At 59.8% G+C, this 21,766-nt stretch carries 21 protein-coding genes; 11 read left to right on the top strand and 10 right to left on the bottom strand.

Going from position 1 to position 21,766, the window contains the following annotated elements:
* Positions 1–147: 147 nt before the first annotated feature.
* A complete protein-coding gene (locus OSC37_RS16155) occupies positions 148–960 on the top strand; it encodes an aldo/keto reductase (protein ID WP_267162460.1) in 813 nt (270 codons plus the stop codon).
* On the opposite strand, the gene OSC37_RS16150 is transcribed toward OSC37_RS16155, so the two are convergent.
* From OSC37_RS16150 to cofD, 4 genes are read right to left on the bottom strand one after another with little or no spacing between them, the layout of a single operon-like run.
* The gene (locus OSC37_RS16150; RefSeq protein ID WP_267164211.1) at positions 955–1,551 is read right to left on the bottom strand and encodes a DUF447 domain-containing protein; all 597 of its coding nucleotides are present in this window, start codon (positions 1,549–1,551) and stop codon (positions 955–957) included. The genes OSC37_RS16155 and OSC37_RS16150 overlap by 6 nt on opposite strands.
* Positions 1,551–2,396, bottom strand: a complete 846-nt coding sequence (locus OSC37_RS16145; RefSeq protein ID WP_267162459.1) for a triphosphoribosyl-dephospho-CoA synthase — start codon at positions 2,394–2,396, stop codon at positions 1,551–1,553. The genes OSC37_RS16150 and OSC37_RS16145 overlap by 1 nt, the downstream gene beginning before the upstream one ends.
* Entirely contained in the window at positions 2,396–3,241 is an 846-nt protein-coding gene (locus tag OSC37_RS16140; protein ID WP_267162458.1) for a tRNA-dihydrouridine synthase, read from the bottom strand. The genes OSC37_RS16145 and OSC37_RS16140 overlap by 1 nt, the downstream gene beginning before the upstream one ends.
* Positions 3,238–4,230 (bottom strand): 2-phospho-L-lactate transferase, encoded by a 993-nt coding sequence (gene cofD / locus OSC37_RS16135; RefSeq protein WP_267162457.1) that lies wholly within the window; start codon positions 4,228–4,230, stop codon positions 3,238–3,240. Before cofD ends, OSC37_RS16140 begins: the two co-directional genes overlap by 4 nt.
* Positions 4,231–4,392: 162 nt before the next feature.
* On the opposite strand from cofD, the gene OSC37_RS16130 reads away from it, so the two are divergent.
* Together OSC37_RS16130 and OSC37_RS16125 are read left to right on the top strand one after the other, a co-directional pair.
* Positions 4,393–5,619 carry an HD domain-containing protein gene (locus OSC37_RS16130; RefSeq protein ID WP_267162456.1) on the top strand — a complete coding sequence of 409 codons (1,227 nt, stop codon included), beginning with the start codon at positions 4,393–4,395 and terminating at the stop codon, positions 5,617–5,619.
* Positions 5,620–6,532: 913 nt separating this feature from the next.
* Positions 6,533–7,525 (top strand): alpha/beta hydrolase family protein, encoded by a 993-nt coding sequence (locus OSC37_RS16125; RefSeq protein WP_267162455.1) that lies wholly within the window; start codon positions 6,533–6,535, stop codon positions 7,523–7,525.
* Positions 7,526–7,552: 27 nt separating this feature from the next.
* Here the strand turns inward: OSC37_RS16125 and OSC37_RS16120 are convergent, their stop codons facing one another.
* Positions 7,553–8,473: a DUF7351 domain-containing protein gene (locus OSC37_RS16120; protein WP_438267588.1), complete on the bottom strand. Its 921-nt coding sequence runs from the start codon at positions 8,471–8,473 to the stop codon at positions 7,553–7,555.
* 286 nt (positions 8,474–8,759) lie between these two features.
* Here OSC37_RS16120 and OSC37_RS16115 point away from each other — a divergent pair, with 286 nt between their 5' ends.
* Positions 8,760–9,026: a hypothetical protein gene (locus OSC37_RS16115; protein WP_267162453.1), complete on the top strand. Its 267-nt coding sequence runs from the start codon at positions 8,760–8,762 to the stop codon at positions 9,024–9,026.
* A 757-nt stretch (positions 9,027–9,783) separates the two neighbouring features.
* Here OSC37_RS16115 and OSC37_RS16110 read toward each other — a convergent pair.
* Complete coding sequence (locus OSC37_RS16110) at positions 9,784–10,389, bottom strand: TetR/AcrR family transcriptional regulator (RefSeq protein WP_267162452.1); 606 nt, start codon at positions 10,387–10,389, stop codon at positions 9,784–9,786.
* A 180-nt stretch (positions 10,390–10,569) separates the two neighbouring features.
* Between OSC37_RS16110 and OSC37_RS16105 the strand changes: the two genes are divergently transcribed.
* Positions 10,570–11,073: a DUF6653 family protein gene (locus OSC37_RS16105; RefSeq protein ID WP_267162451.1), complete on the top strand. Its 504-nt coding sequence runs from the start codon at positions 10,570–10,572 to the stop codon at positions 11,071–11,073.
* A 347-nt stretch (positions 11,074–11,420) separates the two neighbouring features.
* Here OSC37_RS16105 and OSC37_RS16100 read toward each other — a convergent pair whose 3' ends face one another.
* Entirely contained in the window at positions 11,421–13,424 is a 2,004-nt protein-coding gene (locus OSC37_RS16100; protein WP_382186616.1) for an AMP-binding protein, read from the bottom strand.
* A 100-nt stretch (positions 13,425–13,524) separates the two neighbouring features.
* Between OSC37_RS16100 and OSC37_RS16095 the strand changes: the two genes are divergently transcribed.
* The 4 genes from OSC37_RS16095 (at position 13,525) to OSC37_RS16080 (ending at position 17,784) form a co-directional block, all read left to right on the top strand.
* Entirely contained in the window at positions 13,525–14,109 is a 585-nt protein-coding gene (locus tag OSC37_RS16095) for a GNAT family N-acetyltransferase (protein ID WP_267162449.1), read from the top strand.
* Positions 14,110–14,165: 56 nt separating this feature from the next.
* The gene (locus OSC37_RS16090) at positions 14,166–15,848 is read left to right on the top strand and encodes an acyl-CoA mutase large subunit family protein (RefSeq protein WP_267162448.1); all 1,683 of its coding nucleotides are present in this window, start codon (positions 14,166–14,168) and stop codon (positions 15,846–15,848) included.
* A complete protein-coding gene (mce, locus tag OSC37_RS16085) occupies positions 15,845–16,240 on the top strand; it encodes a methylmalonyl-CoA epimerase (protein ID WP_267162447.1) in 396 nt (131 codons plus the stop codon). Before OSC37_RS16090 ends, mce begins: the two co-directional genes overlap by 4 nt.
* Positions 16,241–16,680: 440 nt before the next feature.
* Positions 16,681–17,784: an aminopeptidase gene (locus OSC37_RS16080; protein WP_267162446.1), complete on the top strand. Its 1,104-nt coding sequence runs from the start codon at positions 16,681–16,683 to the stop codon at positions 17,782–17,784.
* On the opposite strand, the gene OSC37_RS16075 is transcribed toward OSC37_RS16080, so the two are convergent.
* Positions 17,785–18,999 (bottom strand): MFS transporter, encoded by a 1,215-nt coding sequence (locus OSC37_RS16075; protein WP_267162445.1) that lies wholly within the window; start codon positions 18,997–18,999, stop codon positions 17,785–17,787. It lies immediately after the preceding gene.
* Positions 19,000–19,077: 78 nt separating this feature from the next.
* Complete coding sequence (locus OSC37_RS16070) at positions 19,078–19,527, bottom strand: universal stress protein (protein ID WP_267162444.1); 450 nt, start codon at positions 19,525–19,527, stop codon at positions 19,078–19,080.
* Between the two features lie 88 nt (positions 19,528–19,615).
* Here OSC37_RS16070 and OSC37_RS16065 point away from each other — a divergent pair, with 88 nt between their 5' ends.
* Positions 19,616–19,762 (top strand): DUF8555 family protein, encoded by a 147-nt coding sequence (locus tag OSC37_RS16065; protein ID WP_176765286.1) that lies wholly within the window; start codon positions 19,616–19,618, stop codon positions 19,760–19,762.
* Between the two features lie 325 nt (positions 19,763–20,087).
* On the opposite strand, the gene carA is transcribed toward OSC37_RS16065, so the two are convergent.
* Positions 20,088–21,134: a glutamine-hydrolyzing carbamoyl-phosphate synthase small subunit gene (gene carA / locus OSC37_RS16060; protein WP_267162443.1), complete on the bottom strand. Its 1,047-nt coding sequence runs from the start codon at positions 21,132–21,134 to the stop codon at positions 20,088–20,090.
* A 102-nt stretch (positions 21,135–21,236) separates the two neighbouring features.
* Between carA and OSC37_RS16055 the strand changes: the two genes are divergently transcribed.
* Entirely contained in the window at positions 21,237–21,650 is a 414-nt protein-coding gene (locus OSC37_RS16055; RefSeq protein WP_267162442.1) for an Lrp/AsnC family transcriptional regulator, read from the top strand.
* Positions 21,651–21,766 lie beyond the last annotated feature (116 nt).

The following is a 21,766-nucleotide window of genomic DNA, read 5'->3' as shown; positions in this document are numbered from 1 at the left end:
TTCGTGACCGCGTCGCGAATCTCGGTGTTTCACGGCGTGAGACCCACACCTCGTTTCCCGACGGCGGTAACGACTCGCAACAATCACTATGAGGAGTGCCTGCATCGCCAGGAGAAGGCATATGGAGAGACTGTCCCAACAGTAGGTATGGAGTACGTCACTCGATGCGGAGACGAGGTGCCGAAACTCGGTGTCGGAACCTGGCAGATGGACAGCGAGACGGCCGAAGACGCCGTCTCGACGGCACTGGAGCTCGGCTATCGCCACGTCGACACCGCACAGGCCTACGAGAACGAGGACGGTGTCGGGCGAGCGATTACCGAGGCTGACCCCGACAGAGAGGAGGTGTTTCTCACGACGAAGGTGTTGCCCACCAACCGGACTGTCAGCGACATCGTCGCTTCAACCGAGGAGAGCGTCGACCAGCTCGGGGTCGACCAGGTGGACCTGCTGCTCATCCACTGGCCGAATCCGGTTGCAGACCTCGAAACGGTCATGGCGGGGCTCAACGCGGCCCGCGACCAGGGGCTGACCCGTCACATCGGCGTGAGTAACTTCGGGACCGACAGGCTCCACCGCGCACGCGAGTACTCTGATGCGCCGATTTTCACCAATCAGGTGCTCTTCCATCCCTGGTGGCCCCAACGCGAGTTGCTCTCGTACTGCCAGCAGCACGATATCGTGCTTACGGGATACAGTCCGCTCGCAAACGGCGGCGCTATCGACGACGACCTGCTGTGGAACCTCGGCGAGAAATTCGACAAGACAGGCCCACAGGTGGCGCTACGGTGGGCGACCCAACACGACAACGTCATGACGATTCCGATGTCGACCTCCCGCGAACACCTCGCGGAGAACATCGATATCTTCGATTTCATGCTCACACAGGCCGAACACGATCTGGTGACCAGACCCTCCTATCTCAAAACCGGTCTCGCGATGTTCAAGGGCGGCCTATAACTCGAATTGGGATTCGATTCGGCCGAACGCCTCACGCTCGCGTGGTCCGCCACACCGTTCGACAACATCGCCGAAGTAGTCGATTCGATCGACGAGCGTCTCTCTGTCGTATGCATCGACATCCAGGCGAGAGGCGGCGACGGTCGCTTCGACGACTGCCGCGTAGCCACGGTTGAAGGCCGGAGTTACCTCACGACGGTGCGTTGACTCCTCAGGGGTCAGCTCCCAGTCGACCCACTGCGTGTCCCCCTCGGTTCCCTCGTCTGTCTGTTCTGCAGAGACCGTGACCCAGGCGGCCGCCTCGTCGTGGACCGGCTCGTCTTGCTCGTAGATATCGAGCGCGGCGTCGACGAACAGCACCGGGTCGCGGCTGAACTGGACGATGCCGGACCCGCGCTCTGTGAAATTGCGCCACGTCCGGGTTCGTCCCCAGGTTCGCGCCCGGACGGTTTCGGTGCTTCCGGGGTCGATCCCATCGTCTGGGACGTGGAGACCAAGCGCCGCGAAGTTGTATCGGTTGTTGGGGCCGAGCGTGGCGACAATCGACTCGGTCACGCCGCGAAGCTCGACCGGCCACCCCGTCGCTGTCATCACACCGACAGTCCGCGTTCGAGCGCAATAAACAGCGCGCCAGCAACGATATCAGCCGTCGTTCCGGGATTTATCTCGCGGTCGACGAACTCTCTGGCGAGGTCGTAGGGGTCCTCGTCGCCATCGAGGACTGCCTGTGCTCGGTCCCGGACCTCCAGGGCCGTCTCCGTATCGTGCTGGGTCACGACGAACGTGTCGACCTCGCTTGCGAGCAGTGCCAGAAACAGCGCCGACGCGCGGTTCGCCACCGGGCCGTCGCTCTGTGACAGTCCGTGTGCGGCCTCGAACGTCCGCGGGAAGCCATCAACCCACTCGGCGGCGATGCCGTCGACATCTGTGCTCTGTTCCATCACGTCTTTCAGCGTCAGGCCGCGGTCGCGGATGGCGGACTCGGCTTCGCTCCCCCGACGCACGTCGAGTGGCTCCATCCCCTCCGGCGGGTCGTCGACAGCGACATCGACATGGTCGAACGCACGATAGAAGATCACCGCGTCTTCGACGGTCGTATCGGCGACGACGCCGCGGGCACCCTCTCGAGAGAGTGCTCCCTGTGCCGCGGCCGCGGCCAGTGGCGTCACGAGCAAGAGCGCGCCGAACTGCGTGTTGCCGCCGCGCTGGTGGCTCATTCCCGCGACGGCTCGCTCGAATGCGCGGCCGACGGGTTCGTCCCCTGTCGCTAGCTCCAGCCCATCGCGCGCACCGGCAGCACCCGCCATGAAATGCTCGAAACGCAGATCGTCGTACTCGCGCTCTCTGTCGACATTGCCGGGTTTTGGAGTTCCAGACACTTCGAGCAACAGTGCGAGCTGTGCGTTTGCGGCCGTCGACCGCTCGGGTCGGTCCATCACTCACCGCCTCCGATTGTCTGTGTGGTCTCTATGTTCGTCATCGTTCGTGTGTCTGGGTCGTCCCTGAAACCTCCGTCGGCGTCGAACCACTCGGTTGCAGCACTGTGGATGCGTGAGAGCACACGCGGGTCGTCACTCGGTCTCCCGACGCTGACCGCACCTGCCCCGTGAGAGAGGTACTCAGCCACGGAGGCGCGGTCCCGGACCTCGTTGTTGGCGATGACGGTGATATCGGCCGCCCCAGCTACCTCCCCGACAACCGCCTCGGAATCCATCGCGTCCAGATGCAGATACTCAGCGCCGGCATCTGCAACGCGACGCGCCAGTGCGGGCAGGTCGACGCCGGGAACTTCGGCACGGACCTTGACACTGACCGCGTCCCCGTGTTCGTCCGCGACGGCAACCTGCTCACAGAGGCGGTCCGGCTCGGTCAACAGCGACTCTCCGCTCCCTGCCGCACAGATTTCTGTCTGCCGGCAGTGGGCGTTGATTTCGAGAATCGCGTCGTGTCTCCGGCAGACCTCGGCGGCCTCGGCGAGCGGCGGTAACGCCACGGTCCGGACGTTGAACCCGGGTCGCACGGGAAGGTCGGCGGTCCGCGCGAGTTGGTCGTCGATGAATGCGGTCGGGTCAGCAGGAAGGTACTCCGTCCGGTCGCGGTCGACCATCGCTCGTGCGGCCTCCCTGGTCGCCTCGTCGATGGCGATTCCACCGAGGAAGGCGACGCCAGCGTACTCGGCTCCGGTGGCCGCCCACTCTGCGTCAGACCGGCCGCTCAGGCTGGCCAGCGCAACCGGCGGGTTGAAAGCGGGTTCGTGTTGGGGAGTGTTGTCACGAGTCATTCAAGATCGTTCAAGAGCGTGCGAACGGCACGGGCTACGCGTGCCGAATCCGCCTCACTGCGTAGCGTAGTGTTTGTCCGGACGACCGGCCGGTCGAGCGCGGTCCCGTCGTCGGTGTCGAGCACGAATCCGTCGGCGAAGGGGTACGCCGCTGCCATTCCTGCCGTCGACGGCTCGTATCCCTCTGCCGCCATCAACTTCGCCGCCGGCCCCGAGAACACCTCGTCTTCGACGAACGGCGAGACTGCGACGACCGTCGTCGATTCCAGCGCCTCTTCGAACCCATCCAGGGCGAGCATCGGTCCGATACTCGTCACCGGGTTCGAGGGACCGATGACGACTGGCTCCGCCAGTGCGTCGAGCACGGCGGGTGTCGGGTCGGCACTTTCTCCACCTCGGAACTCGACACCCTCGACGGCTGGCTCGCCGTTCCGTGCGACCCAGAACTCCTGGAAGTGCATCGTTCCCGCCGGCGTCTCGATGAGCGAGGCGACCGGGTCGTCGCTCATCGGCAACAGCTCCCAGGGAACGTTGTAGGTCTCGGCCAGCAACGCCGTCGCCTCGGTCAGAGAGTACCCCTCGTCGAGCAGGCCCGTCCGCGTCAGGTGGACCGCCCGGTCCCGGTCGCCGATGAGCATGAACTCGCCGACGCCAGAGAAGCGTCGCCAGGCAGCGATATCGCGGCCCGCTGTCTGCGCCGTCTCGTCGAGATATCGGGGTCCTGTCCCGAGGTCGGCTGTCTCGGCGATTTCCTGGAGCCTGTCGTTGGTGTTGGTGGTGTCGTCCGCGATACCCCACCAGGTCTCACGGTCAAGAACGCCCCCGCCGAGAAAGAGCACCGTGTCCACGTCCGGACAGACCAGGAACCCGCCGAGCATCACGTCGTCGCCCGTGTTCGCGACGACGGTTGTCTCCTCGGGTGAGAAGGTGTCCTCAGCACCCGCCAGGAGTTTCGGCGTCCCCGTGCCGCCGGAGAGAAACGTCACCATACCACCGTCTATGTGAGTCCGGAATGATAAACCGCCCGCCCTTTGATAGACCGGTCCCTAGGAGGGTGATATCGAAGACATGGCGCGCTCGGCCTCCGAAACGGCCAATCGTACAACGCTAATGGCTGACTCTTTTAAATCATGACGACCAACTGTCGGATAATGGCAACAATCAAAGACAGCGTCCACGACCATATCGAGGTCGGTGGGGTTGCAGAGAAGTTACTCGACACCCCACCGGTACAGCGGCTACGACGAATCAACCAACTGGGCACCGTCCGGATGGTCTACCCCTCTGCGAACCACACCAGATTCGAACACAGCCTCGGTGTCTTCCATCTTGCGGACCGAGCGCTGGACCACCTCGGAATCGAGGGCCAGCAGGCCGAGCGTGTCCGCGCAGCGGCTCTCCTCCACGATATCGGACACAGCCCGTACAGCCACAACATCGAGTCGGTCATCTACCGGGAGACGGGAACCTACCACGACGAGGTTCACGGGCTCATCGGCCGCGGGCAGGTGGCAGAGATTCTCACCGAGGAGGGGCTGAATCCGGACCGGATTGCCGACCTCATCGCCGGCGACGGCGAGTTGGGACAGCTTGTCTCCGGCGAACTCGACGTCGACCGGATGGATTACCTCGTGAGAGATGCCCACCACACCGGCGCACCCTACGGAACGATCGACCACGAGCGCCTGATTCGAGAGCTTCGATTCGTCGATGGGACCCTCGTCCTCGACGAGGGTAACGTCCAAGCCGCAGAGAGCCTGCTGCTTGCGCGGGCGCTGATGAATCCGACGGTCTACCAGCATCACGTCGCCCGCATCGCCAAGGCGATGCTCCGACGGGCGACCGAGCGAACCCTGGAGGCCGGCGCAGCCGACGCCGAGACGATTCGTCGGATGGACGACCACGGCTTTCACGCACTGCTCCGGGACTGCGAGGAGAGTGCAGAATACGCACGGATGCTCGACGAACGCCGCCTGTACAAACGCTCTATCTGGGCAGAGCTCGACGCCGTGCCCGATGCGGTGCTCGATGCGGACCACGAACAGCGCCGAGAGCTCGAACGGGAGGTCGCCGCCGAGGCCGGCGTCGACCCGTCTGCGGTTATCCTCGACGTTCCCTCGGAGCCGTCAATGACTGAGTCGACCTCGCGGGTGCTCGTCAACGGCGAGGTCCGTCGGCTCGGCGAGCAGTCGACGCTCGTCAGTGCCATCCGACAGGCCCAGCAAGACCAGTGGCGACTCGGCGTCTACGCGCCCGAAGCCGAGAGCGACCGCGTCGGCGAGGCCGCCGTCCGGACGCTCGACCTCGATATCGAAGGGACTCGAATCCGGGACACTCGGCCAGGTATCAACGCGACACTCGACGAGTTTGGGGGCTGAGCACGGCTCGCCGTTAGTTGAGCGACTGTGCCGGATTTTGTCCAATCCGGCGGAATGAGGGACACCCTGACGATATTACAACAGAGATATAAAATATGGACGTTCTATGTAGTATTCTATCACTTCGGATGTCACGGTATCGTTCGTGAACCAACCGCTCTGTAGGGCGGTGCAGTGATACGCAAGAGAACGCACTCATCAGTAATTTGTTACAACTGCCGTGCAAGATATAGAGCATACATCTTGCACGCATAACTGTGTGAAACCGTTGGTAGCTCCGCCTGCATACTGAACGATTCGTTTCGAGCAATTCCAGCGAGACACAATAAGAAGGGCACTACCAACAGGGGCGGTGTCATTGTCTCACATATAAAAACTCTAACTGTATCGGAGTGCTGGTTCGATTTATTTCATAGACGACAGTAATAGCGTGATAATGAAGCTTCATAACTCGACAAAGACCCCCAGTCCGACAACGAGTAACGGTGGCACAGACCGGCGGAAAATTCTCAGGAGCGTGGGTTCTCTTTCGGTTGTGGTGATAGCGGGGTGTTCCAGCGACGGCGACGACAGTGGCTCTTCGCCTGTTTCGAGGACGGACGGAAGCCCAGAGTCGAACGAGTCTTCAGAGCGAGCGAAAACTGACTTGGACCCAGCTATGCTCGAACGGCGCGCCCGGAATTTTCTAACGCTTCAGAGTGACGGTTCGTTTGAGGCTGCCCATGAACGACTCCTCACTCCCACAGCGGCGGATTTCTCTGTTACAGACATGGAGAACAGCTGGCAACAAATCGTCACTACGTCGGGAGAGTTCGAATCGATTGTCGAGAGCGAATATCAAAAGAGGACAGACGGAGCCGCTCTTGTTATTGTCAAGACTGCTTTTGCCAGGGTTAGGAATACGTTTGAGGTCGTGCTGACGAGAAAGGGTGTCCAGAGCTACCAGATCACAGCACAGGAGGAGTATAGCTGGGAGCAACCGTCATACGTAGACACGTCGGCGTTTACCGAGACAACAGTCACGATCGATGCGACCACATCGTGTGAGTTAGGTGGAACACTCTCCCTGCCTCCGGATGAGGCACAGGTCCCCGGATTGGTTATTGTCCACGGAAGCGGGCCGATCGACAGAGACGGGACCTTCGGCCCGAACAAACCGTACAAAGAACTTTCGTGGGGGCTAGCTAGTCGTGGTATCGCCGTACTGCGGTACGACAAACGGACCAACGCCTGTGATGTTGACCGTTCAGACGTGACAGTCAACGATGTGACGACAGACGACGCGGTAACTGCACTCAAGCGTCTCCGTTCACAAGAGGGAGTAGCTGCTGACAGTGTATTCGTTGTTGGACACAGCCTGGGTGGCGTACTTGCTCCGCGCATCGCAACACGTGACGAACGCCTCGCTGGCGTTCTCATGCTCGCACCTGGACCGACCCGACCGATAGCTGAGACGGTTCTCGATCAACGTCGTCATCTTATTGAGCAACAGAACCTCTCCGAGTCAGAACGCGAGGAAGCGCTTGCCAATGCGCGAGAGAGAGCTGAAAAAATCCGTTCACTCGATATCGACGACGACGAGGTGGTGCTCGGCCTCGGCGGCCGCGAGTACTTTCAGAGTCTCGCCGAGTACGATGGTCCTGAGGCGGCCGCTGAGTTAGAGATTCCCCGATTCGTCGGGCAGGGAGACCGCGATTACCAGGTAACTCCCGACGGAGATTTTCCGATTTGGAGAGAAACACTCTCCGATCAGTCAAACGTTCGGCTCGAACTCTATGAGGGCCTCAATCACTTGTTTCAAGACGGAACCGGACCCTCTACAGGGGCAGAGTACTTCAATGCCGACGCTGTTTTCGACCAGCGTGTCGTCGAAGATATCACGACATTCGTCGAACGACACAGCTAACCGCCGGTCTGAGGAGTGGGGGTCGGTCTAACTGTTGACGCAAGTACGCTCACTATCAATCAGTTGCGTGTATTTATCGACGACCAGTGTTAATTGTTCCCCGCCTTGTTCGACCGACAGCGACAGTCGGAGTGGATCTTCTGACCGCACTGTCGGATCCGCAATAACCAACTCCAGATCCCACAACGATGTTTCGGTGATGTCGACACCGTGGTCGTGATAGAATGCCACGACCGGTGGTTCTCGGAGCAGGTACGTGCCAATCGGAGAACCTGACACCCGTCCACAGCCCTCGCAGGTCGCAATGAGAACGTGACTCGCTTGCGGTGCGTCCAGCACCGTATGCTGGCGTTCGACATCGTCGAAACATGCAGGACACACCCCGTTACGGACAAGTTCACAGTCGTGTAACGTCCGATGTTTCTGGATGGAAATTGCCTCTTCGAGTGTCCGTCCGTCGACTGCTCTCGGAGGGAGAAAGTCCCGTGGATAGTCGTGGTCATTCTCACACGATATTGAAAGGATTGCGTCCTCGTAGCGGACGGAGAGTTCGGTGTCACAGATACTGCACGTCGCATCGAGGGACTTCGGCCCGCAGGCCCTCTCGACACCGACGCCAGCCCGGAGCGTCCCAACGAGTGATGTCCCTGCGTTTGTCAGCGCGTATCCGTTCTCAGTCTGTCTGACGTACGACGGCTGTAGTTTGTTGAGATGGTAGTTGAAATTTCCAGAATCCTCGATCCCTGCGGTCTCGCGGAGATCCTTGAATCCCACCGACGGATCTCGCGGATTCTCGGCCTGATAACTCGCTAGTGTGTCAAGTATGGTAGCACGCGTCTCCTCTGTGACAAGTTCGAACGGTGTGAGAGAAAACTGTGTTACGGGAGACTCTGTCGATTCTTCCCCGTTTTGTATTTTGGCTGGTTTTTTCTCCCCAGCGTCGTCCATACTGAACGGTTGGGAGCTTGAATAAAACAGTTTTCGACTATGATGTTTACTGATCGATTCTCAACAGTATTGCGATGCTGGGAACCTATTTAAATATACATACACTGATGCATATTACATGACCGAAGAACCGCTGTTCCGCGAGACTCAACGTATGCGGCAACCCTGGATTTGGGCACTTCTCGTACTGGCTAGTGTTCCAACACTCGTATTCAGCTCTGTGGTTGGAGCGTTGGTTATATTGACTGTTGCGGGGTTGTTGTACTCTATAAAACTCATAACAGAGGTGCGTGACGATGGGATTTACGTACGGTTCGCACCGATTCATCGTTCGTTTCGGCGGCTACCATTCGACCGGATAGAGCGGGTCGAACGCGCGGACTTCGGATTGCTCACCTACGGTGGGATTGGAATTAGGTGGACAGCGAACACGGTGGCATACATGACGACGCGGGGGAGTGGCATTAAGATTGACCGAAAGAACGCAAAGTCAGTCGTCATCGGATCACAGAACCCTTCGGCGTTGTTGGAAACAATCGACGAGTTACACTGAACTCGACCATTGCTCTTTCGTGTGAAAACCAGTCTTAACCGGCCAATAGCGTCCATGCATTGAGCTCCGCTATCGGGTTCACGCACGCTTGGTTCGAATGCTGACTATGCGCCCTGTATTCAGCAGCGTCAAGTTCACCTACCCTGTTCCTGTCACAACCCGACTGCTGTATATAGAGAATCTCTCTCACAATGTGTTCGTGTTAAATATGATAAATTAAATGGGTTTTTTACCTTTCCAGAAGTCTATGCGAACGGGCTGAGAAGCGTCTGGCGTGTCCACTATTCCAGAGCCACAGCCGGTAACAGAGTATGTCGCCGATGGTGCACGAATCGCAGCAATTCTGATTATATGGGGAGCCATTGCCGCGTTTTTTACATACGGCATCACTGAACTCGGACTCCCATTTGAACGAGTCTGGTATCAGCTTGGCAATCTCTTTGCACTAACCGGGTTTCTCAATGCCTTCCTCTACATTCTCTATCGCACTGTCTCCTATTGGAATAACACAGCATGACTGGTCATGCGCCGGTCTAATTACTGAATTTACGCGCCCTATCTTGGGCCTTCCGGTCAGATCTATTCAAGAACTGGTAGTACTGCCGTGCAAGACACAGAGAAGGTATTCAGCACTCAGTCACGGTTTACCATCGATAGCCACTTTGGTTCAGTTCCCCGTAGAATACTTCGTTATAACCGTTCAACTATCACGGTCACAGGACGATACCTCTGGGGTCATGGTTCTTCTACTATGAGATCACTCTGAATCTTCCACGAGGCCGCGTGCGAACGTTTCAATCACCACATCTCGCACGTTGGGATATCTTTCTGTCCCTATGTCGTCTTTGTGGAGAGTCAGATACGGAATTGCAGCGATGGCACTCGCCACCAGTTCCGGATCGTCTTCGTAGAAGTGCCCCTGTTCAACGAACGGGTCCAGAAAGGCTCGAATCGTCTCGATTTCTTCCTGTCGCTCGGCCTCGCGCTCCGCTTCGGTTCGATGGCTCCGAACTCGGTCAAGTTCTCCGGATATGATGAGTTGTCGGACGAGGGGATTTGTCTCGATCTCTTCGAAGATAAAGTGGAGGAACTGTGTGACGACTTCCTCCGGGTCAGTCACGTCGTCGAGATTCTGTTCGGCGAGTCGCCGACTAACTTTCTCTCCCTCGGCCTCAAGCACAGCCAAGTACAGGTCCTCTTTCGAGTCGAAAAACCGATAAAACGTACTCCGGCCGATACCCACCTCGTCAGTGAGGTCGGAGATTGTCGTCTTCTGGAGCCCGAACTTTGGAAAGAGCGAGCGACCCGCTTCAAGCAGGTCTCGACGAATCCGTTCACGCTCTTCGTCGGAGAACCCACGCATGTGCCAGCATACGAATCACGAATGTATAACAGTTGAGTTCGTGATTCGCACCAAGACCACGACTGGGGCCACGAGACCGCTCGCTGTGGCCAGACCCCATTCAGAACAACAAAACAAAAATATTTTTGTATTTTCGGACCTGAGTTACGATCAAGACAGAGGCCGATTGAGATTCAAAAGATGAACGTAGAGAAATCCCTCGCACGACTGTTTGGACTGGAGGGCGAGCGCTGGCTACGACACGCGAACCCCAAGAGCGTCTATTCTCGGTTCCCGGTGTTAGTATTGATCGCGATTTCTGTCTGGAGTCGTGTTTGGGTAGGACGGTATTTTCTCGCCCCACTCGTTGCGACGCTGCTATGGACGTTTTTGAATCCCCGGTTGTTCAGCAAGCCAGACTCGTTCACCAGTTGGGCAACAAAAGGCGTCCTCGGGGAGCGAATCTGGAAGGAACGAGACTCGTATGATATCCCGACGGTGTGGGCATGGCAAACCCACGCGCTGAACGCGGTGCAACTGGTCGCCATGGGTCCGTTCCTATTTGGACTCTACGAGCTTCAGGTCTGGATGACAATTACTGGGCTTACAGTTGCGTTCCTCGGTAAGATCTGGTTCTTCGACAGGATGGTGTGGCTGTTCGAGGATCGAAGAGAGAACGAAACCGTTCGTGAGTGGATACAATAGGTGACCCGAGCATCCAAATCAGAACAAAATGAGGACGGACACATGGAACAGGTGGAGGCAGAGTTCGAGAGGGGTATTCTCTCGATTCGAAACAGATGTACCGACCGATTCAGTTGGCCTCCTAGGTATCAGATTGTCGTACAAGATTCGCGCCCTCTGTCTTGCATACCAGTGCAAATATGAAATCTATCTTGAAGGTTCTACAGTGGACAGTTTGCAACGGTACCGAGCACTCATTACAACCGTAGGCCAACACCGACCGCCGTATTGAGTATACACCCTTTGTGTCGACAAAATCCAGAGAGGGCCGTTTCGCCACTGTCGAAACGGACCGCCCCGCGACGGCGTTACCGCGCGTCGTCTATCTTATCGAGTGCGTCCGGATTCTCGATGCTGGAGAGGTCACCCATCTCCTCGCCCTCGTAGACGGACTGGATGAGCCGCCGGACGATTTTCCCGCTCTGGGTCTTGGGGAACTCGTCGACGAAGAGGACTTCGCGGGGCATGAACGGCTTGCCGAGTTCCTCCCCGACCTGGGAACGCAGTTCAGAGCGGAGGTCGTCACTCTCGTCGAAACCGTCTTCGAGAATGACGTAACTGACCACAGCGGTCCCTTTGGTGTCGTCATCGGCACCGATAGCGGCGGCGGCGTTGACTGCCGCGTGGTCGATGAGCGCGCCCTCGACCTCTGCGGGGCCGACCTTCCGGCCGGCCACGTTGAGTACGTCGTCCGAACGGCCGTGCAGGAACCAGAAACCGTCCTCGTCTTTCTGCGCCCAGTCGCCGTGGTCCCACATGTCGCCGAAGCGACTCCAGTACTCCTCCAGATATCGCTCGTCGCCGCTCCAGAGCGATTTCGTCATCGAGGGTGCGGAGGATTTGGCGACCAGATACCCCCGCTCGTCGGTGTCGACAATCGACTCGCCGGTCGCGTTGACGATGTCGATATCCATGCCGAGTGCCGGTCCACCGAGCGTACAGGGTTTCAGCGAGTGCGTTGGGAGCGGTTGGAGGAAACAGCCGAAAATCTCGGTACCCCCGGAGATGTTCATAATCGGCGTGTCGCCGTTGCCGACCTTCTCGTGGAACCAGTGCCAGGACTCGGGGTCCCAGGGCTCGCCGGTCGAGCCGAGCAAGCGGAGTGTCGAGAGGTCGTAGCCCTCCAGCCAGTCGTCGCCGTGTTTCTGGAGGGCGCGAATCGCGGTCGGTGAGATACCAAAGACAGTCAGTCCGTGGCGGTCGATCATCTCCCAGAACCGGTCTGGCTCGGGGTGGTCCGGCGCGCCCTCGTACATGAAGATGGTGCCGCCGAAGGCGTGGTTGCCGATGAGCGTCCATGGCCCCATCATCCACCCAATGTCGGACACCCAGAAGAAGCGGTCCGAGGGCTGGTGGTCGAACGAGAAGTACATTTCCTTTGCGGGCTGGACCAGCCCGCCGGCGTGGGTGTGGACAATGCCTTTCGGCTTGCCGGTCGTCCCCGAGGAGTACAGTAGCATCGACTCCTGGTCGGCGGGCAACGAGCGCGTCTCGAAGGCGTCATCCTGTGTCTCGACAGCGTCGGCCCACCACTCGTCGCGGTCGTCGTCCCACGGGATGTCCGCACCCAACCGCTCGTAGACGATGGTGTGCTCGACGTGGCCGGCCTCGGCGATGGCATCGTCAGCGGCCCCCTTGAGCGTGATTTCGTCGCCCCGCCGGTAGAAGCCGTCGCCAGTGAACAGAACCCGACACTCAGAGTCCGCGATTCTGGTCGCCGTCGCGTCGACACCGAAGCCAGAGAAGATAGGCACCGCGATTGCGCCGACTTTGAAACAGCCGTACAGTATCGAAGCGACTTCCGGCACCATCGGCATGTAGAGGCCGACGGTGTCACCGACGCCGATACCGCGTTCGTCGAGCGCGTTCGCGACCTGATTGGCCTGGCGGTGGAGTTCGTGGTACGTAACCTCGCGTACCTCGCCGTCTTCGCCCTCCCAGATTGTCGCGACGCTGTTTCGATTCGAGGAGTCGGCGGCTGCGTGGCGGTCGACGACGTTGTGAGCGATATTCAGTTCGCCGCCAACGTACCAATCGGTGAACTGTGGGCCATCCGAGTCGTCGCGGACGGCCTCGTAGGGCGTATCGAACTCCAGGCCCAGGTGGTCGACGACCTCGTCCCAGAACCAGTCGAGCCCGGAGGCCTCGACGCCCTCAACGTCGGTCACCGACCGTCGGTGGAACTCCTCGAAGTCCTCGATGTCGTGTTTTGCCATGAACTCAGCGACATTGCTGTGCTCCCGTAGCTCCCCAGACGGTTCGTACACCACCTCGTCGATGTCCTCGAGTGTCTCGGTCATATCTCGGTTCATACAGATGACCAGTACCGTCAAAAAGTTAGGTGATAGCGAGAGCTATGAGCAGAGACCGGTTCTCGCAACTACTTTTTACGTGGCGTGAAAAATGGAAGTCATGTACGTACGGGACGCGAAAAACCGCGACGAGGCCTGGCTACTCGACCACATCGAATCGATGGGCTTAGACGAGACGGCGTTTCGGTCCCGAGATTACGTCATCGCGATGGACGAGCGCGAGAACAAGCGCGCCGGATTCGGGCGAGTGCGCGTCCACAAGACCGACGAGGCCGAACACTGTGAGTTGACGAGCATCGGGGTTCTTCCCGAGTGGCGCGGCCAAGGCGTCGGCGCACACGTCATCGAGCGGCTGGTGAAGACGGCGGGCGACCAGGATTTCGACGTCGTCTACGCGCTCAGCGGCGAGACCGACTATCTCGCACAGTTCGGATTCGACCCCGCAGAGCCAGCACAGATTCCATCCGTGCTCCAGCGGCGACTCTCGAAAAAACAGGAGAGCCTCGACCCAGAAGCGGTCCCGATGCGTATCGAGACCCGACGGTTCTACATGCCTGGTCGGCTCCGGGAGGCGTTCAAGCAAGCCAGTGCAGAGGACGACGAGAACGATGAACCCGAGGAAGGTCCTGAGGACTTCGGTATCGACCCTGAAGAGGCCAGCTACAAGTACGACACCGGGCGCTGAATTGGGGTCGCCTGAACACTGAACTGTTAAGGTCTGCCGGAGCCGACAATGTTTGTATGTTTAACGCCGACGAACTCGAGGAGATACGGTCGGTCCGCGAGGAGTGGGAGGAGGAGCACGTCGAGCCCGTCCTCGACCGGTTCGGCGAGCGCAAAGACACCTTCGAGACCGACACGGGTGGTCAGACCGTCGACCGCCTCTATACGCCGGCCGATGTTGACGACTTCGAGTACGATGATGACCTCGGATTTCCCGGAGAGGACCCCTACACACGGGGCGTCTACTCGACGGGGTACCGCGGCCGCCTCTGGACGATGCGCCAGTACGCGGGGATGGGGACCGCGGACGAGACAAACGAGCGGTTCCAGTACCTGCTAGACGAGGGCCAAACCGGGCTCTCGATGGCCTTCGACCTCCCGACCCAGATGGGGTACGACTCCGACGACGACATGGCGTCGGGAGAGGTCGGAAAAGCCGGAGTCGCCATCGACTCGCTCCGGGACATGGAGACAGTCTTCGACGGCATTCCGCTCGACGAAGTGTCGACGAGCATGACAATCAACGCGCCGGCGAGTGTCCTGCTGGCGATGTACATCGCTGTCGGTGACCAGCAGGGGGTCGACCGCGCGGAGCTACGGGGCACCATCCAGAACGACATCCTCAAGGAGTACATCGCCCGGAACACCTACATCTTCCCGCCGGAGCCGTCGATGCGAATCATCACGGACATCTTCGAGTTCTGTGCCAAGGAGACGCCGAAGTTCAACACCATCTCCATCTCTGGCTATCACATCCGGGAGGCTGGCTCGACAGCCGCACAGGAGCTCGCATTCACGCTCGGAGACGGTATCGAATACGTCGAGACGGCAATCGAGGCCGGCCTCGATGTCGACGAATTCGCCCCACAGCTCTCGTTTTTCTTCAACGCACACAACAACATCTTCGAGGAGGCCGCCAAGTTCCGGGCCGCTCGTCGGATGTGGGCAAAGATTATGGAAGAACGCTTCGAGGCCGACAACCCCAAATCGAAACAGCTCAAGTTCCACACCCAGACAGCCGGCTCGACGCTGACGGCTCAGCAAATCGAGAACAACATCGTCAGGGTCTCGTACCAGGCGCTTGCGGCGGTACTGGGCGGGACACAGAGCCTTCACACAAACGGCAAAGACGAGGCACTCTCGATTCCCACCGAACAGTCGGTCCGGACCGCCCTGCGGACCCAGCAGATTCTCGCCCACGAGTCGGGGGCCGCAGACACGATCGACCCACTCGCGGGGAGTTACTACGTCGAGTCACTGACCGACGAAATCGAATCAGAGGCCTTTGAGTTGCTCGACCGCGTCGACAACCGCGGCGGGATGCGCAAGGCAATCGAGGACCAGTGGGTCCAGCGCCAGATTCAGGACACCGCCTTCGACCGCCAGCAAGAGATCGAGGACGGCGAACGAATCATCGTCGGCGTCAACGAGTTCACCGTCGAAGAGGAGGAACACGTCGATATCGAGGAGGTCTCCGACGAGGAACAGCGCAAACAGGCCGGCCGCCTCGAATCAGTCAAAACAGAGCGCGACGACGCGGCTGCCGAAGACGCGCTGGCGGCGCTGGAAGACGCCGCCCACGGCGAGGAGAACCTGATGCCGTACATCATCGACGCGGTAAAGGCCTACGCGACGACCGGCGAAATCTGTCACACCTTGCGAGACGTCTTCGGCGAGTACCAGCCGGGGGCCGCACTATGACTGGGACTTCGCTCGACCACGTCGGCATCGCAACCGAAGACCTCGACGAGCTGTCCTCGCTGTACACGGAGCTGTTCGGTGCCGAGGTTGCACACACCGAAACCTTCGACGGCATGCAGGTCGAGTTCCTCGCCGTCGGAGACACGTATTTCGAGTTGCTTGAGCCACTCGAACCGGAGGGCGCTATCGCCAGCTACCTCGACAGGGAGGGCCCAGGCATTCACCACGTCGCGGTGGCAACGCCGGACATCGAGGCGTCGCTCGCGACTGCAGCCGAGATGGGTGTCGAACTGATAGACGAAACGCCGCGCGAGGGTGCGTGGGGCCACGACGTTGCGTTTCTCCACCCGAGGTCGACCGGCGGTGTCCTCTTCGAGTTCGTCGAGCACTGAAACCGGACAGTGGTTGGTTGAGTTACACATCACGCACGCTCCCAGGGCAGATTCGCGCAAATCGCGGGGAGGTGTTTAGATAAGACGCTATGTTTTCGACACCGAAAGCCCTCGCGGCGTTCGACCACTCCGGGGCTCGCCCGGGAGGGTTCGAACCCCGCTCGCCCTTTCAATCCGCCAGGAGTCGGCTGATTAGCCATCTAAATCCTGGCGGCTGGAAGGGCGAGTGCAGTTGCAGGAACCCCGGCGTTCGCGGCTTCGCCGCAGGCTCGGGAAGCTCTGATTCCCGGCGACACAAACACCTGCCCGACCGCAGCGAGCCGCGAAACCGCAACTGTACGAGGGCTTTCGGTGGATCACAGAACCAGAGCACACTCTTATCTGAACAGTACTAATTGCGGTGAGTCAAGCATTTTATACTGCCGTCCCAACGCCGCGACATGGATTCACGTATCCGAGAACACGCCGAGACACTCGTCGATTGGAGTGCACGCATCGAGTCCGGCGATACCGTCGTCGTCAGTGTCGGTGAGGGCGCTCACGACCTCGCTGTTGCTGTCGCAGAAAAACTTGGAGAGCGCGGTGCGGAGTACCACCCGGTCTATGCCTCGCCCGAGATGAGTCGGGCCTACCTCCGGGCGCACGACGGCGACTTCTCGGACGGCTCCGACATCGAGGTGGCGCTGTACGACAAGGCAGACAGCGTCCTCTCGCTGCGTGGCACCCGGAACACGAGCGCCAGCGCCGACGTGAGCGAGGAGACACGCCAGGCATACGGGAAGAGCCGACAGGAGAGCAGGGAGGTCCGGATGGACACCGACTGGGTCTCGACGGTCCACCCGACCCGCGCGCTGGCCCAGCAGGCGGGAATGAGCTACGAGGGGTACTGTGATTTCGTCTACGACGCAATCCTCCGGGACTGGGAGGCACTGGCCGAGGAGATGTCCCAGCTCAAGCAGATTCTCGACGACGGGAGCGAAGTTCGGATTCACAAGGCGGGAGACGAGACCGATCTGACGCTGTCGATAGCGGGGCGAACGGCAGTCAACAGCGCCGCGAGCGTCGCCTACGACTCTCACAACCTCCCGAGCGGCGAGGTGTTCACCGCACCGACGGCGACGGAGGGGGAGGTCCGGTTCGACGTCCCGATGACGATTCGCGGGACACAGCTCCGAAACGCCTGGCTCGCCTTCGAGGACGGCGAGGTCGTCGACTACTCCGCCGACCAGGGAGAGTCTGTCCTCGGCGGGATTATCGAGACAGACAACGGTGCACGACGGCTCGGCGAACTCGGCGTCGGCATGAACCGCGGCATCGACCGCGTGACCGACCAGATTCTGTTCGACGAGAAGATGGGCGGCACGGTCCACCTGGCGCTGGGTCGCGCCTACGACGCGAACCTCCCGGAGGGAGAGTCCGGCAACGACAGCGCCGTCCACACGGACCTCATCACGGATATGCGGACGGAGGGGACCGAGCTGCGCGTCGACGGCGAACTCATCCAGCGCGACGGCGTCTTCCGCTGGGAGGAAGACTTCGAGTAGTCAGTCGTCGCCGGCCGCGACCGCCTCGTCTGGGGTGCTCCCAGGATCGCCGCCGGTTGGGAGATAGCCGCTCCGATAGCACAGCGCCATCCCGGTGATGACGACCCCCGCGGCTACCGAGAGCGTCTGGAACGTAGTATCGTAGCTGAAGCCACGGGTGACCGCCGTTCCGACAGCCCCGGAGCCGAGTGCCTGGATGAGCATCATCGTCGCAGAGAACAGCGCGTAGGCACTCCCTCTGTGTTCGTCCGGCAGCGAAGACAGCATGTAGGTGTCCATCGCGGGGAACATCGAGTGGATAACGTAGCCGATGAGCAGGCTCAAGATGGCGACTGCGACTAGCCCCTCGACCAGCGTGAGGACGAACACCAGAACCGAGAACGTCGAGATAATCCCGATAATAAGCGGGACGTTCGGGAACCGGTCGGCCAGTCGTCCCGTGACGAGAAAGGCCGGCACCCCGGCCGCAAACATGAGCGAGAGCAACAGCCGCCCGGTTCCAGCGTCGATACCCTTCGCGACATCCAGATAGTCGCCGTAGAGATTGAACAGCCCGTTCCAGAGAAAGCCGGCCACGCCGACGAAGACAACACCGGTGAGGATGAGCCGCCACTGCGCTCTCCCGGCGACGGCCAGGCTCCTGTCGGCAGTGCCGGCATCTGGCAGGTCGGTTCGGCGCGTGGCGACAATCAGCCCCACCGTCGATACACCAGCGAGCGCAGAGATGAACAGGAACGTCGTTTGCCAGTTATCGACAACCAATATTGCACTCACGAAAAGCGGCGCACCGACCGCCGCCACCTGTGCAGCGGTCCCGTGAACCCCGAGTGCGGTACCGACCCGGTCCGGGAAGAGTTCGCTAATAAGCGGGTTTGCCGAGATGTAGTACATGCCACTCGATAAACCCATGAGAAACGCACCGGCAGTCAGGTGGGCCACAGAGCCGGCGAACGCCGTGAAAAGTGATGTGCAGACGAGCAACGCACCCGTGGCGATTGCGATGTAGTGGCGGGGAAATCGCGTCAGCAGGTAGCCTGTCGGCAGCCGCGGAGATGCGCTGCCGAGCCATGCGGCGCTCGTGACGATTCCGAGTGACGCCGCAGTCACGTCGAAATCGGCCGCAGCGGGCTGAACAAGCGGAGCAAAGATGAGGCGTGCGATGTTGACGAAAAACACCATCGCACAGAGCGACCCGAACAGTTCCCGTCGTGACACTGGGAAGTAGTTCTCGCGGCAGGGTATGAAGGAATCGAAACGGAGAGTCTGTTCACCTGACCTAACAGGTCTCTCGGATTACTCGTCGTCGCCAGTCGTCACCGTCACCGGACCATCGAAGCCGAGGATGATAGCCTGTGCGGTGTCGCCGAAGACTGCCTTACCTGTCGGCGACCGCTGTTTGCCGTGGATGAAGATGTGGTCGGCATTCTCCTCGTCAGCGACCGTCATAATGGTATCCTGTGGGTCACCGATACGACCCATCGCAGTGAACTCGACATCGTCGAGAACCTCCATCCCGATCTTTTCGGCGAACTGTTCGGCACCGGAGCGGGCGCTCTCTACGTTGTAGCCAGCGTCGAGACCCGCTACATTCTCTATCGTCGAGCGTCGGTTCTGGAACTCCTCCTCTGTCGTGACGTGCAACAACAGCAGCTCTGCACCGACTGCGTTGGCGAGTTCCCCGGCTTCGGCAACTAGTTCTTTTGTCGCTTCTTTCGGCTCGACGACTGCAAGTGCTCGTTCCATACCGACCTCTTTTCGACCAGGTGTCATAGTATCTACGACTTTCTCCGGACGGCGAAACGCTTTGGCTGTTCGAGTCCAACACTGTCGTATGCGAGACGAGGAAGAAATCCGCGAGCAGTACGAATTCCTGGCCGAAGAACTCGACTCCGAGGAGATGAACCACGAAGGAGTTAGACAAATGTTTACATACTACAAGCGCGCTCTGGGCTGGGTGCTCGAAGAGGAGTACATGTGACCACAAAGTAGGAGAGGTCCAATACATTTATTACCCTCTACCTGGTTAGGATTAAGTGACGCTTCGTCTGGAGGGCCGAAGCGTCAGCGGGGACCAATTCAGGGCGGCAAGCACCGTGCGCTTTTTTACGCACGGTGCTTTCCTTTCCGTTTTCACACTACACAGCCACAGGTGCATCGAGGGAGAGGCACTAGACGGCTGTCGAGCGTCTCGAAACGCCACGCAGACAGCGTCTCAAAATGATGGCTGAGTCGTTACCGTCGTGACGGTACGGAACGCATACCTAGAACACCGACATCCGTGGCGTGGGTCGCGCCGATACCAATCAGTCCTCGGCCATCGCGACGACATCGTCGAAAAACGACAGTGAGTCGTGCGGGCCAGGATTCGCTTCGGGGTGGTACTGACGGGTGATAATATCGAGGTCGTCGTTGTCGAGGCCCTCCGGCGTATCGTCGTTGACATTCACCTGTGTCACGTGCAGCGTGTCGCCGGGGTCGGCAACGGTGTAGCCGTGGTTCTGAGTCGTCATCACGACCCGCCCGCTGCGCAGGTCACGGACGGGCTGATTGACGCCGCGGTGACCGAACTCCATCTTTTCGGTGCGCCCGCCCAGCGCATTCGCGACGACCTGCTGGCCGAGACAGATGCCGGCGAGGGGAACCTCCCCGACGAGGGAGTCGACCACTTCGCCTGCCCGTTCGAAGTTCTCTGGGTCGCCCGGCCCGTTCGAGATAAAGAGGAGGTCCGGGTCGACAGCCTCGATGTCGCTGACGGAGGTATCGTAGGGGAGCGCGTGGACGGTAGCATCACGTTCGACCAGCGAGTCGATGATAGAGCCCTTCGCACCGCAGTCGACCAGTGCCACGCGAGGACCGTCGCCTGCCTCGTTGTGAACGGTCGGGCCGTCGACGGAGACCTGTGCACCAATCTCCGTGTGGTCGGACATGTGTTCACACTGGTCGAGTTGTTCGAGAGCGTCCTCGCGTGTCGCGTCCGGTCCGGCCGCGATACCCGCCCGCATCGCACCCTCGTCACGGATTTCGGTGACGATATCTCGCGTATCCAAGTGGTCGACCGCTGGAACGTCCTCGCCGTCGAGCCACGAGGCCACGTCCTCGGTCATCTCCCTGGCCAGGACGCCCCGGGGGTGGACTCTGTCGGACTCGAAACGCTCCTCGCGGACGCCGTAGTTCCCGATGAGTGGGTACGAGAACGTCAACAGCTGCTCCTCGTAACTCGGGTCGGTGAGACTCTCCTCGTAGCCGGTGTAGGCAGTCGTGAACACCAGCTCACCGCGTGTCGTTCCTGGCGAGCGCGCACGCGCTTCGATTATCCGGTCCCCTTCGATGGCGACGAACGCATCAGTCATTACGAGATGCGTACGAAAGACCCGTTGATAAACGTTGCTTTCGAAACTCAGTTACGAAATTCGTAGCGTTGAAGTACTGGCCAGCAGAACGTACATATCTCGATGGACGAACTCGACCGTGAGATTCTGGACATCCTCCGGCGAGACGCGCGGACGCCGTACACGGAGATAGCAGAACAGGTCGGCACCTCGGAGGGGACGATTCGCAACCGTGTCGAAGGGATGGTTGAATCGGGCGTAATCGAACGGTTCACCGTTGCAACACGGACAGGAAACGTCAAAGCGATGATAGAGATTACCGTCGATGTAGACGTCCACACCGGCGGGCTGACCGAACAGATGGCGAAGTGGGAAGAGGTCGATTTTGTCTGGCAAGTCTCCGGGGAGGAGGACATCGTGCTTGTCGTAGACACAAAAGACACTCGCGGTCTCAACGGGCTGATATCACGAGCCCGTGAGATGGACAAAGTGGTGAGTACCACAACCCAGCTAATCCTCGACGAGTGGCGTGGGTAGCGTCTTTATGTCGCGTTCTCGACCGGTATGGCCACTCTGATCGGCGAGACGTAGAGGCAATTTACACTGTCTGAAAAAGTATACACTCATAGTGATTGTTGCGAGTTGTTACCCCC

The sequence above is a fragment of the Halovenus salina genome, from assembly GCF_026410925.1.
In the GTDB taxonomy this organism is placed as follows: Archaea; Halobacteriota; Halobacteria; order Halobacteriales; family Haloarculaceae; genus Halovenus; species Halovenus salina.
This window is presented reverse-complemented; position numbering and strand designations above follow the sequence as displayed.

What these genes read in the sequence shown, in the direction of transcription:
- OSC37_RS16145 (WP_267162459.1), bottom strand. Translation starts at nt 2,396, where the DNA reads ATGGACCGACCCGAGCGGTCGACGGCCGCAAACGCACAGCTCGCACTG.
- OSC37_RS16130 (WP_267162456.1), top strand. Translation starts at nt 4,393, where the DNA reads ATGGCAACAATCAAAGACAGCGTCCACGACCATATCGAGGTCGGTGGG.
- OSC37_RS16065 (WP_176765286.1), top strand. Translation starts at nt 19,616, where the DNA reads ATGCGAGACGAGGAAGAAATCCGCGAGCAGTACGAATTCCTGGCCGAA.
- OSC37_RS16095 (WP_267162449.1), top strand. Translation starts at nt 13,525, where the DNA reads ATGTACGTACGGGACGCGAAAAACCGCGACGAGGCCTGGCTACTCGAC.
- mce (WP_267162447.1), top strand. Translation starts at nt 15,845, where the DNA reads ATGACTGGGACTTCGCTCGACCACGTCGGCATCGCAACCGAAGACCTC.
- OSC37_RS16070 (WP_267162444.1), bottom strand. Translation starts at nt 19,527, where the DNA reads ATGGAACGAGCACTTGCAGTCGTCGAGCCGAAAGAAGCGACAAAAGAA.
- OSC37_RS16110 (WP_267162452.1), bottom strand. Translation starts at nt 10,389, where the DNA reads ATGCGTGGGTTCTCCGACGAAGAGCGTGAACGGATTCGTCGAGACCTG.
- carA (WP_267162443.1), bottom strand. Translation starts at nt 21,134, where the DNA reads ATGACTGATGCGTTCGTCGCCATCGAAGGGGACCGGATAATCGAAGCG.
- OSC37_RS16090 (WP_267162448.1), top strand. Translation starts at nt 14,166, where the DNA reads ATGTTTAACGCCGACGAACTCGAGGAGATACGGTCGGTCCGCGAGGAG.
- OSC37_RS16155 (WP_267162460.1), top strand. Translation starts at nt 148, where the DNA reads ATGGAGTACGTCACTCGATGCGGAGACGAGGTGCCGAAACTCGGTGTC.
- OSC37_RS16120 (WP_438267588.1), bottom strand. Translation starts at nt 8,473, where the DNA reads ATGGACGACGCTGGGGAGAAAAAACCAGCCAAAATACAAAACGGGGAA.
- cofD (WP_267162457.1), bottom strand. Translation starts at nt 4,230, where the DNA reads ATGGTGACGTTTCTCTCCGGCGGCACGGGGACGCCGAAACTCCTGGCG.
- OSC37_RS16105 (WP_267162451.1), top strand. Translation starts at nt 10,570, where the DNA reads ATGAACGTAGAGAAATCCCTCGCACGACTGTTTGGACTGGAGGGCGAG.
- OSC37_RS16100 (WP_382186616.1), bottom strand. Translation starts at nt 13,424, where the DNA reads ATGAACCGAGATATGACCGAGACACTCGAGGACATCGACGAGGTGGTG.
- OSC37_RS16080 (WP_267162446.1), top strand. Translation starts at nt 16,681, where the DNA reads ATGGATTCACGTATCCGAGAACACGCCGAGACACTCGTCGATTGGAGT.
- OSC37_RS16150 (WP_267164211.1), bottom strand. Translation starts at nt 1,551, where the DNA reads ATGACAGCGACGGGGTGGCCGGTCGAGCTTCGCGGCGTGACCGAGTCG.
- OSC37_RS16140 (WP_267162458.1), bottom strand. Translation starts at nt 3,241, where the DNA reads ATGACTCGTGACAACACTCCCCAACACGAACCCGCTTTCAACCCGCCG.
- OSC37_RS16055 (WP_267162442.1), top strand. Translation starts at nt 21,237, where the DNA reads ATGGACGAACTCGACCGTGAGATTCTGGACATCCTCCGGCGAGACGCG.